General features: G+C 63.2%; 12 protein-coding genes. 7 read left to right on the top strand and 5 right to left on the bottom strand.

Going from position 1 to position 15268, the window contains the following annotated elements:
- Positions 1-16 precede the first annotated feature (16 nt).
- The gene (locus V2L18_RS18645) at positions 17-499 is read left to right on the top strand and encodes a MarR family winged helix-turn-helix transcriptional regulator (protein ID WP_336179823.1); all 483 of its coding nucleotides are present in this window, start codon (positions 17-19) and stop codon (positions 497-499) included.
- 99 nt (positions 500-598) lie between these two features.
- Here the strand turns inward: V2L18_RS18645 and V2L18_RS18640 are convergent, their stop codons facing one another.
- From V2L18_RS18640 to V2L18_RS18620, 5 genes are all read right to left on the bottom strand, one after another.
- Entirely contained in the window at positions 599-4060 is a 3462-nt protein-coding gene (locus V2L18_RS18640) for a pyruvate carboxylase (protein ID WP_336179822.1), read from the bottom strand.
- A 341-nt stretch (positions 4061-4401) separates the two neighbouring features.
- Positions 4402-5220 carry a CoA ester lyase gene (locus V2L18_RS18635; protein ID WP_336179821.1) on the bottom strand — a complete coding sequence of 273 codons (819 nt, stop codon included), beginning with the start codon at positions 5218-5220 and terminating at the stop codon, positions 4402-4404.
- A 2-nt stretch (positions 5221-5222) separates the two neighbouring features.
- Positions 5223-6317, bottom strand: a complete 1095-nt coding sequence (locus tag V2L18_RS18630) for a CaiB/BaiF CoA-transferase family protein (protein WP_336179965.1) — start codon at positions 6315-6317, stop codon at positions 5223-5225.
- 2 nt (positions 6318-6319) lie between these two features.
- Positions 6320-7480, bottom strand: coding sequence for an acyl-CoA dehydrogenase family protein (locus V2L18_RS18625; RefSeq protein WP_336179820.1), 1161 nt, complete (start codon positions 7478-7480; stop codon positions 6320-6322).
- Between the two features lie 210 nt (positions 7481-7690).
- On the bottom strand, positions 7691-8659 hold the full coding sequence (locus V2L18_RS18620; RefSeq protein ID WP_336179818.1) for a LysR family transcriptional regulator: 969 nt from the start codon (positions 8657-8659) through the stop codon (positions 7691-7693).
- Between the two features lie 96 nt (positions 8660-8755).
- Between V2L18_RS18620 and V2L18_RS18615 the strand changes: the two genes are divergently transcribed.
- From V2L18_RS18615 to V2L18_RS18590, 6 genes are all read left to right on the top strand, one after another.
- Entirely contained in the window at positions 8756-9622 is an 867-nt protein-coding gene (locus V2L18_RS18615; protein ID WP_336179817.1) for an ABC transporter permease, read from the top strand.
- The gene (locus V2L18_RS18610) at positions 9622-10407 is read left to right on the top strand and encodes an ABC transporter permease (RefSeq protein WP_336179816.1); all 786 of its coding nucleotides are present in this window, start codon (positions 9622-9624) and stop codon (positions 10405-10407) included. Before V2L18_RS18615 ends, V2L18_RS18610 begins: the two co-directional genes overlap by 1 nt.
- Positions 10408-10471: 64 nt before the next feature.
- A complete protein-coding gene (locus V2L18_RS18605) occupies positions 10472-11611 on the top strand; it encodes an extracellular solute-binding protein (RefSeq protein ID WP_336179815.1) in 1140 nt (379 codons plus the stop codon).
- Between the two features lie 274 nt (positions 11612-11885).
- Positions 11886-12968 carry an ABC transporter ATP-binding protein gene (locus tag V2L18_RS18600; protein ID WP_336179814.1) on the top strand — a complete coding sequence of 361 codons (1083 nt, stop codon included), beginning with the start codon at positions 11886-11888 and terminating at the stop codon, positions 12966-12968.
- A gap of 1 nt (position 12969) precedes the next feature.
- Positions 12970-14325, top strand: a complete 1356-nt coding sequence (locus tag V2L18_RS18595; RefSeq protein WP_336179813.1) for an aspartate aminotransferase family protein — start codon at positions 12970-12972, stop codon at positions 14323-14325.
- Positions 14326-14336: 11 nt separating this feature from the next.
- Positions 14337-15266, top strand: a complete 930-nt coding sequence (locus V2L18_RS18590; RefSeq protein WP_336179812.1) for a 3-keto-5-aminohexanoate cleavage protein — start codon at positions 14337-14339, stop codon at positions 15264-15266.
- Positions 15267-15268 lie beyond the last annotated feature (2 nt).

The following is a 15268-nucleotide window of genomic DNA, read 5'->3' as shown; positions in this document are numbered from 1 at the left end:
GGCCCGCGGAGGGACCGTGTCCGACCACGCAGAAAAAGAGCCCGACACAACGGCGGACGACAGCCGGCGAACGTCCGATCCACGTGCCCGGGGCTACGTTCTCGATGAGCAGATCGGTTACCTGCTGCGCAAGGCCTACCAGCGCAACGCCGTGCTGTTTGCCGAGAAGGTGCAATGCGGTCTGACGCCGACGCAATTTGCCGTCATGGCGCGGCTCACCGAGATTGGCTCGGTCTCGCAAAACCAGCTCGGCCGTACCGTCGGCCTCGACGTCGCCACCACGAAGGGCGTAGTCGACCGGCTGCACGCGCGCGGATTGATCGAGACCGCGCGCGATCCGAAAGATCGCCGCCGCCAGATGATCTCGCTGAGCGAAGAAGGTCGGCAGCTTTTTGCCGAAAACGCCGAAATCGGCCTTGATGTCTCGGAGGAAACGCTGGCGCCACTCACCCGGACAGAGCAGCGTTCGCTTTTGAAGATCTTGAAGAAACTTCAGTAGGTAACAGCGGCGGCGCGCATGGGAGCCCCTCCGTCGAGACGACGCTGCCCCCAGCGCGGCGAGGCTCACCAAGAGCGCGCCGGGGCAACGCGATCTCGCTCACGCTTCCGCGGCTTCGAACTCCACCAGCAGATCCTTGGCGTCGATCTGGTCGCCCGGCGCGATGTGTACGGCAGCAACAACCGCATCGCGCTGCGCGTGAATGCCGGTTTCCATCTTCATCGCCTCGATCGTCAGCAACAGATCGCCAGCGCTCACCTTCTGCCCCGCCTTGACGCCGAGAGAAGCGATGACGCCGGGCATCGGCGCGCCGACATGGCTCACATTGCCCTCCTCGGCCTTGGCGCGCGTCTGAACCTTGCTGCCGCCGTGCAGGCGGTCCGCGACGCGAACCACCCGCGGCTGCCCGTTGAGCTCGAAGAATACCTTCACGCTCCCCTGTTCGTCCGTCTCGCCGATGGCCTGACAGCGGATCTCGAGCGTCTTGCCCGGATCGATCTCGACGCTGATCTCCTCACCCGCCTCCATGCCATAGAAGAACGTGTAGGTGGGCAGCGTCCGGACGGGACCGTATTCCTCGAACCGTTTGCGATAGTCGGCAAAGACCTTCGGATACATCAGATAGGCATTCAGATCTTCGTCATCGATCTCAACCCCTCCGGCGGCTCCCGAGGCCTCCCGGCGCTTGGCTTCGAAATCGACGGGCGGCAGATACTTGCCGGGACGGACTTCGAGCGGCGTCTCGCCTTTCAGGATCTTCTTTTGCAGAGTGGCCGGGAACCCTCCGGCGGGGCGACCGAGATTGCCGCGCATCATGTCTACGACACTGTCGGGGAAGGAAATTTCGCGCTCGGGATCCTCGACTTCGGCCCGCGTGATCCCCTGGCTGACCATCATCAGCGCCATGTCGCCCACCACCTTCGAGGACGGCGTGACCTTGACGATGTCGCCGAACATCCGGTTGACCTCGGCATAGGTCTTGGCGACCTCGTGCCAGCGCTCCTCCAGCCCGAGCGAACGGGCCTGTGCCTTGAGGTTGGTGAACTGGCCGCCCGGCATCTCGTGAAGATAGACCTCGGATGCGGGCGCCTGCAGGCCGCTCTCGAAAGCCACGTAGTGGCCGCGCACCGCTTCCCAGTAGTTCGAAATCTCCCGAATGGCATCGATATCGAGCCCGGTATCGCGCTCGCTGCGGCTCAACGCTTCCACGATTGTGCCGAGCGTCGCCTGCGAGGTGTTGCCCGAAAGCGAATCCATCGCACAGTCGACGGCATCGACACCGGCCTCGGATGCGGCAAGGATCGTGGCGCACGCGATACCGGCGGTATCGTGCGTGTGCAGATGGATGGGAAGTCCAATCTCCTCCTTCAGGACGGTCACGAGCTTGCGCGCCGCAGCCGGTTTCAGGAGGCCAGCCATGTCCTTCAGTCCCAGGATATGGACGCCCGCATCGCGCAATTCCCGCGCCATGGCGAGATAGTACTTGAGGTCGTACTTCGCCCGATCCGGGTTGCCGAGGTCACCGGTGTAGCAGATCGTGCCTTCGCAGATCCGCCCCGTCTCGATGACCGCATCGATGGCGACGCGCATGTTCTCAACCCAGTTGAGGCTGTCGAACACGCGGAAAAGGTCGACGCCCGAGGTTGCGGCCTGATGGACGAAACCTTGGACCACGTTGTCGGGATAATTGGTGTAGCCGACGCCGTTGGAGCCACGCAGCAGCATCTGGGTCAGAAGGTTCGGCATCGCGGCGCGCAAGGCCCGCAGGCGCTGCCAGGGGCATTCCTGCAGGAAGCGGTAGGCAACGTCGAAGGTCGCCCCGCCCCAGCATTCCACCGAAAAGAGTTCCGGCAGGTTCGCTGCATAGGCTGGCGCCACCTTGACCATGTCGATGGAGCGCATGCGGGTCGCCAGGAGCGACTGCGGGCCATCACGCATCGCGGTGTCGGTGATCAGCAGCCGGGTCTGCTCGCGCATCCAGTCGGCGACGCCCTGCGGCCCCCTTTCCAGCAGGATCTGGCGCGTGCCGGCCGGCGGCGTGTCGCGACGCTCTTCCGGGGGAACCGGAATGCGCGCATCCGCCGGAGGCCTCGGGCGCCCAGCGGTTTCCGGATGGCCGTTCACCGTGATGTCCGCGATATAGGTCAGGATCCTCGTCGCCCGGTCGCGCCGGCCCTGAAAGTCGAACAGCTCCGGGGTCTCGTCGATGAATTTGGTATGGTATTCGCCGTTCACGAAAGTCGGGTGGCGCAACAGATTGATGACGAAGTCAATATTCGTCGAAACACCGCGAATACGGAATTCGCGCAATGCCCGGTCCATGCGCGCGATTGCCGCCTCCGGCGTCGGGGCCCAGGCGGTCACCTTTTCCAGCAGAGAATCGTAGTAGCGGGTGATCACAGCCCCCGAATAGGCCGTGCCGCCATCGAGCCGTATGCCCATGCCCGTCGCACCGCGATAGGCGGTGATGCGACCGTAGTCGGGAATGAAATTGTTGGTCGGATCTTCCGTGGTGATCCGACACTGGATGGCGTTGCCCGAAAGCTCCACGCTCTCCTGGCTCGAGATCCCCGTCGCCTCGGCGAGCGTCTTGCCTTCCGCGATGAGGATCTGCGCGCGCACGATGTCGATACCGGTAACCTCCTCGGTCACCGTGTGCTCCACCTGGATGCGCGGGTTCACCTCGATGAAGTAGAAGGCCTCCGTCTCCATATCCATCAGGAACTCGACGGTGCCGGCGCACTCGTAGCCGACATGCTCCGCGATCTTCTTGCCGAGCCGGCAGACCTCCTCGCGCTGGGCCGTGGTGAGATAAGGCGCCGGCGCGCGTTCGACGACCTTCTGGTTGCGTCGCTGGACGGAACAATCGCGCTCCCACAGGTGATAGATGCTGCCGTGGGTATCGCCGAGGATCTGCACTTCCACGTGACGGGCGCGGGTGATCATCTTTTCCAGATAACCCTCGCCATTGCCGAAGGCGGCCTCTGCCTCGCGCCGGCCTTCTCGGATCTTCTCCTCAAGCTCGCCCGGACCCGCGATCGGCCGCATGCCGCGACCGCCACCGCCCCAGGATGCCTTGAGCATCAGCGGATAGCCGATCTCGTCTGCAACCTTGCGAGCGGCGTCCATGTCGTCGGTCAGCACCTCGGAGGCCGGAATGACAGGCACGCCCGCCTCGATCGCGATGCGGCGCGCACTCGCCTTGTCACCGAGCTTGCGCATGGTGTCGGCCGACGGACCGATGAAGGCGATCCCGGCTTCGCGGCAGGCGTCGACCAGCGCGGGATTTTCCGACAGGAGACCGTAGCCGGGATGAATGGCGTCCGCGCCCGCGTGTCTGGCAACGCGGATGATCTCCTTGATCGACAGATAGGCCGCGACAGGGCCCAGCCCCTCGCCGATCCGGTAGGCCTCGTCTGCCTTGAAGCGGTGAAGAGAGAGCTTGTCCTCCTCCGCGTAGACCGCGACAGTGCGCTTTCCAAGCTCGTTGGCCGCGCGCATCACGCGGATCGCGATCTCGCCGCGGTTGGCGATCAGAATCTTGCTGAATTCGGACATCATGCCTTCGCTGACAATTGTGCCCGGCCGAAACCGTCCGGACGAAAATCGAAAAATCCGACAGCCGCCATATCACCAGGCGCTGCCACCCTCCTCCGCAGGTCACGATCTCTTCCTGACAGCAGCAATGCCAGAGGCGTGAAACGCAGAAAGCATCATGCCGTCAGGACGCGGCTTCGGGAGCGCCGCCGTGACCGGACCCGTCGGATCCAAACCGGCAAATGGCGTCATTTTCACCAATATGCCAGCATGGTCACATTATGCGCATATAGCAAAGCGGGCATTTAGACCAGCCGATGACGCGGTCAATCCGGTACGGCCAGACAAGGATTTCCAGGAGGCGGTCAACGCGCCGCGGAGAGAATGGTCCGGGCGCGGATGCGCACCGGCTCATCGACCATGGCGCCATCGACCGCAACCGCCCCATCGCCCGCCGCGAGCACTCTTTCTGCCCATTGAACCTCGGCCTCGTTTGGCACGAAGGCACGTTTCACGACCTCGATCTGCTTGGGATGGATGCAGAGTTTTCCGTTCATGCCGAGGCTGCGGGCATGCGCGGCATCGGATTGCGTGACAGAGAGATCGGCCAATGTCGCCGTCACCCCATCGATCGGGGCTGCGATCCCCGCAAGCCGGGAGGCAAGGACAAGCTCGAAACGAGCGGGCAGCAGCACCTCTCGAAGGTGCTCGCACCCCAGATCGGCACAAAAATCGATCGACCCGAAGGCAAGTCGCACCACGCCGGCAACGGCTGCTATCCGGCGAGCCTCGGCAAGGCCTCGTGCGCTCTCGATCAACGCGATGACCGGCGTCGACGCCCCCAGGGCATACACCACACGGGCAACGTCCTCCGGGTTCTCCGACTTCGGCAGCACGACGGCGGCAACGGCAAGAGTCCCAACGGCGGCGATATCCGCCGCATGCCACGCGGTGCGATGGGCGTTGACGCGCACCAGCACCGGCAGGTCGGTGAAATCGCAGGCAAGCGCCTCACGCGCGGCCTCCTTGTCGGCAGGCCCGACCGCGTCCTCCAGATCGAGGATCACCGCATCCGTACCCGAGGCGGCGGCCTTTTTGAAACGATCGGGCCGCGACGCGGGCACAAAGAGCGGCGCGCGGATAGCGGCAATCGCCTCCGCCGCGCGGGACCGGTTTTCGGCCATCGTCAGTCCTCCTCAGGCCCGAGGCCGGGTACCGGACCGTATGCCCGCTGCTCGTCCGCGAAGATCGGCGCCGGCGCAGGAAAGGACACCGGCCCGTTGGGGCTCTCGACCTCGATCCGGCGCAGATGCGGATGGGCGGAAAGCCCGGCCATGTCGTTCACCCGGGCGAGCGCCACATCGGCCTTCAGAAGGGCCTCAATCGCATCGTCGCAATCGCGGCGCGCGAAGGCGGCGGCAACGATGGCGTCCGTCTCCGGCCGGTTCTCCACCCGCGCCACGTTGGTCGCGAATTTCGGATCACTCCCGAGTGATGCGTTGCCGATGAAAATCTCGGCGAGCTTGCGCCATTCGCGGTCGCTCTGGATGGAGATGAGGATCGGCTGGCCGTCGCGCGTCTCGAAGACGCCGTACGGCGAGATGGAAGGGTGCGCGAGGCCGATGCGCTTCGGGGGATTGCCACCCTCGTGATTGAGCAGCGGCACGGTCAGCCATTCAGCGATCACGTCGAACATCGAGACGGAGATATTGGCGCCCTTGCCCGTTATCGAACGCCGGATCAGCGCTTCCAGAATGGCCGCATGCGCTGTAGCGCCTGTCGCGATATCGACAATGGAGAGCCCGACCCGAGAGGGGCCGTCGGCCGTGCCGGTGATCGAACAGAGCCCGGATTCCGCCTGGATCAGCAGATCATAGGCCTTGCGATCGGCGAGCGGCCCGCCTTCGCCGTAACCGGAAATCGAGCACACGATGAGGCGCGGATTGTCCCTGACAAGCTCCTCCGGATCGAACCCGAGACGCGCAAGTGCACCGCGCTTGAGGTTCTGGACGATGACATCGGCCCCCGCGACAAGCTCCTTCAGGCGCGCCTTGCCCTTTTCCGATGCAAGGTTGAGCGTCAGCGATTCCTTGCCGCGGTTGAGCCAGACGAAATAGCTCGACTGCCCCGCCGCCACGTCGTCGTAGCCGCGTGCGAAGTCGCCTTCCGGCCGCTCGATCTTGATGACATGCGCGCCCGCATCGGCGAGCCGCGCGGTACAGAACGGAGCCGCCACCGCCTGTTCGATGGCAACGACCGTCAATCCCTCCAACGGCAACACCATCAGAACGACCGCGGCAGGCCGAGAATGTGCTCGGCGACATGGGACAGGATGAGGTTGGTGGAGATCGGCGCCACCTGGTAGAGTCGGGTCTCGCGGAACTTGCGTTCCACGTCGTATTCGGCGGCGAAACCGAAGCCGCCGTGGAACTGCAGGCAGGCATTCGCCGCCTCCCACGAGGCCTTGGCGGCGAGATATTTCGCCATGTTCGCCTGCGCCCCGCAGGGCTCGCCCGCATCATAGAGCCGGCAGGCCTCGTAGCGCATCAGGCTCGCGGCCTCGATCTCGATGAAGGCTTCCGCAATCGGGAACTGCACGCCCTGGTTCTGGCCGATAGGCCGGCCGAAGACGTTGCGCTCCTTAACGTAGGCCGTCACCCGGTCGGTGAACCAGTAGCCGTCGCCGATGCATTCGGCCGCGATCAGCGCGCGTTCCGCGTTGAGCCCGGTCAGGATGTACTTGAAGCCCTTGCCCTCCTCGCCGATCAGGTTTTCCGCCGGGATCTCCAGATCGTCGAAGAACAGCTCGTTTGTCTCGTGATTGACCATGTTGCGGATCGGCTTGACCGTCATCCCGCTTTCCATGGCCTTCTTGATGTCCACGATGAAGATCGACAGACCTTCCGACTTCTTTTTGACTTCGGCGAGCGGCGTCGTGCGCGCCAGCAGGATCATCAGGTCGGAATGCTGCACCCGGCTGATCCACACCTTCTGGCCGTTGATCACGTAGCGGTCGCCCTTGCGCACGGCGGTCGTCTTGATCTTGGTGGTGTCGGTGCCGGTGGTGGGCTCGGTCACGCCCATCGACTGCAGCCGAAGTTCGCCCGCCGCGATCTTCGGCAGGTAGAAGTCGCGCTGCTCCTTCGAGCCGTGCCGGACCAGCGTGTTCATGTTGTACATCTGGCCGTGGCAGGCACCCGAATTGCCGCCCGCCCGGTTGATCTCCTCCATGATCACCGAGGCTTCGGTAAGCCCCAGCCCCGACCCGCCATATTCCTCCGGGATCAGCGCCGCCATCCAGCCGGCCTTCGTCAGCGCCTCGACGAATTCCTCCGGATAGGCGCGCTCCTCGTCCACCTTGCGGTGATATTCGTCGGGAAACTCGGCGCAAAGCGCCCGCACCGCATCGCGGATATCCTGATATTTGTCGGAAGAATGAAGCAATTGTCTCTCCTGCCCGGCCGTGTCGTCGCGCGCGTGCCGGCCTTTCGGATACCTCTTTGGGATACCGATTTTTCCAAGGCCGGCCTTTTGACAACCACTAAGCGGCTGGCTGCAAACTCTCCAAATACGGAAATGCGATTTGGCCCATAAAGAATTTGTATGGCCAGACAGGAGAGCCATAGGCACCGCATGTCACTGGCGAAAGGCTGCTCAGAGGTAAGTCCGCCCCCCGATCGGGGTTCGACCGATCCCGGCGAGCAGCATTTCCAGGAGCGCGGTTTCGGCCCGGTTCATCTTCGCATTCGGGTTCCACACCACATGAACATCGATAGCGGGCAGGTTCTCGTAAGGGGGCAAACGCCAGAGCAAGCCGTCCTCAAGGTCGCGCTTGACCACATGCACGGGCAAGGGACCGACGCCAAGCCCAGCGATGATCATCCGACGGACCTCCTCCAGGTTCGCCGAGGTGCCAACGACCCGATCGACCAGATCCACATCCGCGCGCATCAGCGTCACCGGCCGCAACGCATCCTCCAGCCGGTCGGTGACGAAACTCACCGCCGACTGGCCCGCCAGATCCCTCTTGGTCAGTCCCTCTAACCCGAAGAGCGGATGGGTCGGGCCACAGAAGAAGCCGAAAAATTCGCGAAAGAGCCTCGAATATTCCAGCTTCGGATTGCGATTGCGCACCAGGCAGACCGCAACCGAGGCACGGCGCGCGAGAACCGCCTCTAACGCATCCTTCGAGGCGGAGATGTTGATCGACAGGGTCGCCGCCGGATGCGCTTCGTGGAACTGGCGCAGCGTCTCGTCGAAAAGCGGGCAGACCACGTGGCTCGCCATGGCGATTTCGACATGTCCGCGCACCTCGTCCGCGACATCGCGCATCAGGGTACCGAGCCGCAGGATCGAGCCTTGGATCTCGACGGCCTCCTTGAGAAGCAATTCCCCCGCTTCGGTCAGTTCGAAATGGCCGGGTTTGCGGTCGATGAGCTTCTTGCCCAGCCGGTTCTCAAGCCGTTTCAAGGCACTGGAGACGGTCGGCTGCTTCAGACTCAATCGCTCGGCCGCCTCGGTAACGCTATGGGAGCGCGCCAGAACAACAAAGGTCCTGAGCAGATTCCAGTCGAGTTCCCTTACCAGACGCTCCGCACCGAGCGGATGCGGCACCTCAATCATAGGTCTACTCTATATTTGGAATTCCTATTATCTATTTGATCAATGAGCTACCAAGCGTCACTCTCTGTCAAGGTATTTCCACGTAAGGCAGAAGGCATGAGCGTCGAGGCGCGCGAAAAGCGGCAACCCTGGATATTGCTGTCCCCGGCGCTTGTCGTGGTGACGCTTCTACTGTTCGTGCCGCTCGCCTTCATCGTCGTCTATTCGTTCTGGCTGCGGACCGCGACCGGCGCAGATCAGGTCGGCTTCTACCTCGACAACTGGAATGAGGCGCTCACCGATCCCTTCTATCGCGACATCCTCTTTTCCACCCTGCGCATCGCGGCGATCACCACGGCGGTCTGCGCCGTGATGGGCTATCCGGCGGCCTATTTCATCGCCCGTTCCAAGGGCAACAAGGCGCTGCTGCTGCTCATGCTGATGCTGCCATTCTGGATCAGCTACATCATCCGCACGATGTCGTGGATCAACATCCTCGGCGTTTCCGGCGCGGTGAACTGGGCGTTGATCGAGACAGGTCTCATCAGCGAACCCTTCCAGATGCTCTACAACGAGACGACCGTCATCCTCGGCCTCGTGCACTTCCTCCTGCCCTTCATGATCCTCAACGTCTACGTGGCGCTGGAAGGTATCGATACCTCGCTGGAGGACGCCGCCTGCTCGCTCGGCTCAACCCGCTGGCAGAGCTTTCTGGAAGTCACCCTGCCACTGTCGCTGCCGGGGCTTGCGGCAGGTGGGCTGCTTTGTTTCGTGCTGAGCGCGGGCACCTACATCACGCCGCTGGTGCTGGGTGGACCGACGGACGCCATGTTCGCCAACCTCGTCTTCGAGGCGATCATCACCCAGCTCAACTGGCCTCTCGGATCCGCACTTTCGCTCATGTTGCTGGCGATCCTCGGCGCGCTGGTGCTCATCTACAACCACTTCCTCGGCATGGGCCAACTGATGAAAGGCTTGGGCTGATGGGCTGGCAGATCATCCGCGGCTGGGCACTCGCCGTCTATCTCTTCATGTTCCTGCCGGTGGCGGTCGTCGTGCTCTTGAGCTTCAACGCCAGCCAGTTCGGGTCCTTCCCGATGACAGGGCTGTCGTTTCGCTGGTTCGTCGAGCTCGCCCACAACGACGCGATCCTGAGGGCTTTCCGCACATCCATCGTGCTTGGGCTCCTTACCGCCCTCATCTCCACCACGCTCGGCGTCCTCGCAAGCCTCGCTCTGGTGCGATACTGGGTGCCTGGCCGCAACATGATCTCCACGATCCTGATCGCGCCGATCCTGGTGCCGGAAGTCGTGCTGGCCGTCGCCCTGCTGCTGTTCCTCAACGCGCTGTCGATCAACAAGAGCTTCCTGCTGCTGCTAATGGGCCATGTGATCTTCACCCTGCCCTTCGTCATCCTCGTCGTGCAGGCGCGCCTCGTCGGCATCCGGCGCGACTACGAGGAAGCGTCGCTGAGCCTGGGTGCGAGCCCGATCCAGACATTCTTCCAGGTCACGCTGCCACTGCTGGCGCCGGCTGTCTTCGCCGGCATGCTCTTCGCCTTCACCATTTCCTTCGACGACATCACCGGCACGCTGTTCTGGAAGCCCGGCGGGGTGGAGACCGTACCGACCCAGATCTTCGCCATGCTGCGCAATTCGATCTCACCGGAGATCAACGCGCTCGGCACCGTAATGATCTTCCTGACCGTCGGGTTGCCCCTGGTGGGGCTGGCGCTCGCCCGACGTCTCGCCATGCAACGCGGCAGCTAGAACCGCGTGCACCCGAATACAAAAAACACCGCCATCCAGACACGAGAAAGACAGGGGAACGACAATGGACAACACGAAACGCTATGAGCGCTTGAGGGAGCGCTATCTGAACGGCGATCTAGACCGACGCAAGTTCCTGGGATTGATCGGCGCGGCGGGCCTTGCCTACGGCGTCCAGACGCCCTTCGCCCGCCACGCCTTCGCGGCCACCGAACAGGTCCGTTTCGACGGCTGGGGCGGGGTCGTGTCCGAAGCTTTCCGCAAGTACGCATTCGGCCCCTACACCGAAAAGACCGGCATCAAGGTGGTCGACGGCACCTTCGGTGGCAGCGACGAGTACATCTCGCGCGTCAAGGCCAGCCAGCCGGGCGAATACAATATCGCCCATCTTTCCGGCGTCTTCGACTATGCCCGCTACGACGGTCTCGGCCTGACCTCGGAACTCAACGAGGACAACATACCGAACCTGAAGTTTGTCATCCCCAAGCTGGTCGATGTTTTCCGAAAGGTGACGAACGGCAAGCTCTCCTGCGTGCCCTACGACTACGGCACCACCGGCCTTGCCTATAACCGCAAGCACATTTCCGACGACGAGATGAAGGAGAAGGGCGCAAAAATCCTCATCGACAAGGCCTTGAAGGGGAAGATTGGCGGCTGGAGCGACTGGCGCACGCGCATCTGGTACGCCTCGCTCCAGACCGGCCAGGACCCGAACGGTGCGGAAGACATGGACGCGATCTGGGACGCGATCCGTGCCCACCGCGACCTCGCGCTCAAATACTGGACATCCGGTGCGGAGCTGATGAGTCTTCTGGCGGAGGAAGAGATCTATGTGACCGAGGGTTGGTCCGGCCGCATCTATGCGCTGCAGGAACAGGGTCACGACATCGGCTACATGGATCCGCCCAACGGCTTCGGCTGGCAGGAATGCCTGTTCGTGATCAAGGGTTCGCCCATGGAAGCCTGCGAGGAACTCCTGAACTTCATGCTGGCGCCGGAGACCTCAATCGCGGTTGCTGAAGGCCAGAATTACCCAACGGCGCTCGACCCCACCAAGGTCGATCTCGGAAAGAAGATCCCGACCCTGCCGGCCTTCGATCCCACGGGCACGCTCGACGGGCTCACCTTCGCCGATCCCACCTACTGGAACGGCCACGAGCAGGAATGGTCGAAGAAATTCGGCCGCATCCAGAAGGGGTACTAGGGCCGTTTTTCGCGAAACAGGCCGTATTCGCCCCCTCTCCCATGGGGAGAGGGTTGGGGTGAGGGGTGTTGCGCTCGAATGGACACGGAGAAATCTCCGCCCCTCACCCGGCGCATACGCGCCGACCTCTCCCCAAGGGAGAGGTGATTGCGGCTGACGTCCCGACGTCAACGCAATCGACTTCGGCTTTCGTAAAACCCTCCTGCGAAATCACTTCGCGCAGATGACCCGCGCGCCGTGCTCCTTTCTTTTCATCCCTTGGCGGAGAACGCGTGTGAGCGCCGTAACCCTGACCAATATCGTCAAGCGCTTCGGCTCGGTGACAGCCGTTCACCGGATGTCGATGGAGATCGCCGAAGGCAGCTTCACGACCTTGCTGGGCCCTTCGGGCTGCGGCAAGACCACCACCTTGCGCATGATCGCCGGCCTGATTGACCCCAGCGAAGGCGACATCGAGATCAAGGGCCGGCGGGTCAATGACATTCCGATCCACAAGCGCAACCTCGGTCTCGTCTTCCAGAACTATGCTCTCTTCCCGCACAAGACAGTCGCGGAAAACGTCGCCTTCGGCCTGAAATATCGCGGCGTTTCCAAAGCGGATGCGCAGGAAAAGGTGCGCAGGGCACTCGATCTCGTTCAGCTTCCGCAGGTCGGCGACCGCTACCCCAAGGCCCTTTCGGGTGGCCAGCAGCAACGCATCGCGCTGGCGCGCGCCATCGTCATCGAACCGGATGTGCTGCTCCTCGACGAGCCGCTGTCGGCGCTTGACGCGAACCTTCGCGAAGACATGCGCGTGGAGCTGAAACGCATCCAGCACCGCATCGGCGTCACCACCGTCTTCGTGACACACGACCAGTCCGAGGCGCTCGCCATGTCGGACCGGCTGGTCGTCATGTCGAACGGCAACGTTGAGCAGATCGGGGGCCCTGAAGAGGTCTACACCACGCCGGCCAGCGAATTCGTGGCCCGTTTTCTCGGCACCTCGAACATTCTCCCGGGCCGCTGCATCGGGCTCGATGCCGTATCCGCCGTGCTGGAGGTTCCCGGTATCGGCAGGATCGAGGTCCCGCGCGAACGCGCACCACACATCGAAGGTCAAGGACCGGCAAAGCTCGTGCTGCGCGCCGAAAAGCTGACCGTCGCAGCGCCGGACGATCCGCCCGACGGCGCCATCGCTCTGCCCGGTACGGTGGAGGCCGTCGACTATCAGGGCCAAGCCGCCCGTTATTTCCTGCGCCTCGGCGAGACCCCGCTTCAGGCGATCAACATGATCGACGAGCGCCCCTTCGCCGAAGGGCAGGCCGTCAGCCTTCGTTTCCGCCCGCGCGACTGCGCGGCCCTTCCGAGTGCCGAGTGACATGACAACGCCTGCAAAATCCCACCTCTTCTATCAAAGCCGGCTCCGCCGCCCCATGCTCGACCAGGCCCGCGGGGTCTACATGTGGGACCTCGACGGCAAGCGCTATCTCGACGGGTCATCGGGCGCGATGGTCTGCAACATCGGCCATTCCAACGAACGCGTTCTGGAGGCGATGCGCCGGCAGATGGAGAAATCCACCTTCGGCTACCGCCTGCATTTCGAAACGGAACCGGCCGAACGGCTTGCAGCAAGGACCGCCGCGCTCGCACCTGCCGGCATGGACAAGGTGTTCTTCGTCTCCGGCGGATCGGAGGCGGTGGAAAGCGCCATCAAGCTCGCCCGCCAGAACGCCATCGCCATCGGCGAGGCACAACGCTGGAAAGTGATCTCGCGCCAGCCGAGCTATCATGGTTCCACGCTGGGAGCCCTGGCGCTGACCGGCTACGCCCCCTTGAGCGCCGCCTTCGATCCGATGATGCGACCGATGCCGAAGATCCCGGCGCCGCGCGCCTATCTCGATCATCTGGACCCGGACGACGAAGCGACAGGCCATCACTACGCCGACATGCTGGAACAGCGCATCCGCGACGAGGGACCGGAGACGGTTCTGGCCTTCATCGTCGAGCCTGTCGGCGGCGCTTCGACAGGCGCGCTTGTCCCCCCGGCCGGATACATGCAGCGCATCCGCGAAATCTGCACGAAATACGGCGTGCTTCTGATCCACGACGAAGTCATGTCGGGCGGCGGGCGCACCGGTAAGTTCTTCGCCGCGGAACACTGGAATGTCGCGCCCGACATTCTCGTGATCTCCAAGGGCTTTGCCGCCGGCTACGTGCCGCTCGGCGCCATGGTCGCGTCAAACGAGATCGTGGAAAACGTGCTCGACGCAGGTGGCTTCCTGCACGGCTACACCTATGCCGGCAATCCGCTCGCCTGCGCCGCGGGCCTTGCGGTGCTTGAAGAAATCGAGCGCGAACACCTGATGGAGAATGCTACGAGCGTCGGCGGCGAGCTGAAGGCTGGCCTTCAGGACCTGATGGAACGCCACGAGATCATCGGCGACGTGCGCGGCATCGGGCTTTTTCTCGCCTTCGAGCTGGTCGGCGATCGCAAAACGCTGGCGCCGCTGCAGCGCGAACTTAACGCCTACACCGCCCTCGTCGACATTGCCTACGACAAGGGCCTGATCATCTATTCCCGGCGCACGCGCGGCGGCTACGACGGCGATCACTTCCTCGTCTGCCCGCCGATGATCGCAACCTCCACCCATGTCGGCGAAATCCTGGAGACACTCGAGGCATCACTTGGCGAATTCGTCGAGACGACCGCCGGTCGTCGTCTGAAGGCGGGGTGAGGTTAAGTCCCATGACCGACGAGATCATCATCACCTGCGCGGTGACAGGCTCCATCCATACGCCCACCATGTCGCCGTATCTCCCTGTTACGGCTGACGAAATCGCGGCCGAAGCGCTTGCGGCCGCAAAAGCCGGGGCTTCAATCCTGCACCTTCATGCCCGCGATCCCGAAAACGGACGGCCCTCCGCAAAGCCGGAACACTTCATGGCCTTCCTGCCGGTGATCAAGCAGCGCTCGGACGCGGTGGTGAACATCTCCACCGGCGGCAGCGCCGTGATGTCGCTGGACGAACGGCTTGCCGCCCCCATTGCTGCGGAACCGGAAATGTGCTCGCTCAACATGGGCACGATGAACTTCGCGCTTTATCCTCTCGCCTCCCGCCATTCGGACTGGAAACACGACTGGGAAAAGCCATTTCTGGAAGGCTCCGACGACCTCGTCTTCAAGAACACGCCCCGTGATATCGCCCATGTGCTCACCCGGCTCGGCCGGGAGCGCGGCGCCCGCTTCGAATTCGAGTGCTACGACGTCGGGCATCTTTACATGCTCCGCCATTTCGCCGATCGCGGTGCGATCGAGCCCCCCTTCTTCATCCAGTTCGTTTTCGGGGTGCTGGGCGGCATCGGCGCGGATCCTGAAAACCTCCAGCACATGAAGCGCATGGCCGACAAGCTCTTCGGGGACGACTACATGTTCTCGGTCCTTGCCGCCGGTCGCCAACAGATCCCGTTCGCCACCATGGCGGCCGCCATGGGCGGACATGTCCGTGTCGGGCTTGAGGACAGCCTTTTCATCGGCAAGGGCGAACTGGCGCAGTCCAATGCGGAACAGGTAGAGAAGATCCGCGAAATCGTCGAGCGATTGGGCCGCACCGTCGCCACTCCGGCAGACGCCCGTCACATGCTCGGCCTGAAGGGCGCGGAGAGGACACGGTTCTGACC

This window comes from Breoghania sp. JC706 (assembly GCF_037026715.1).
GTDB lineage: Bacteria > Pseudomonadota > Alphaproteobacteria > Rhizobiales > Stappiaceae > Breoghania.
This window is presented reverse-complemented; position numbering and strand designations above follow the sequence as displayed.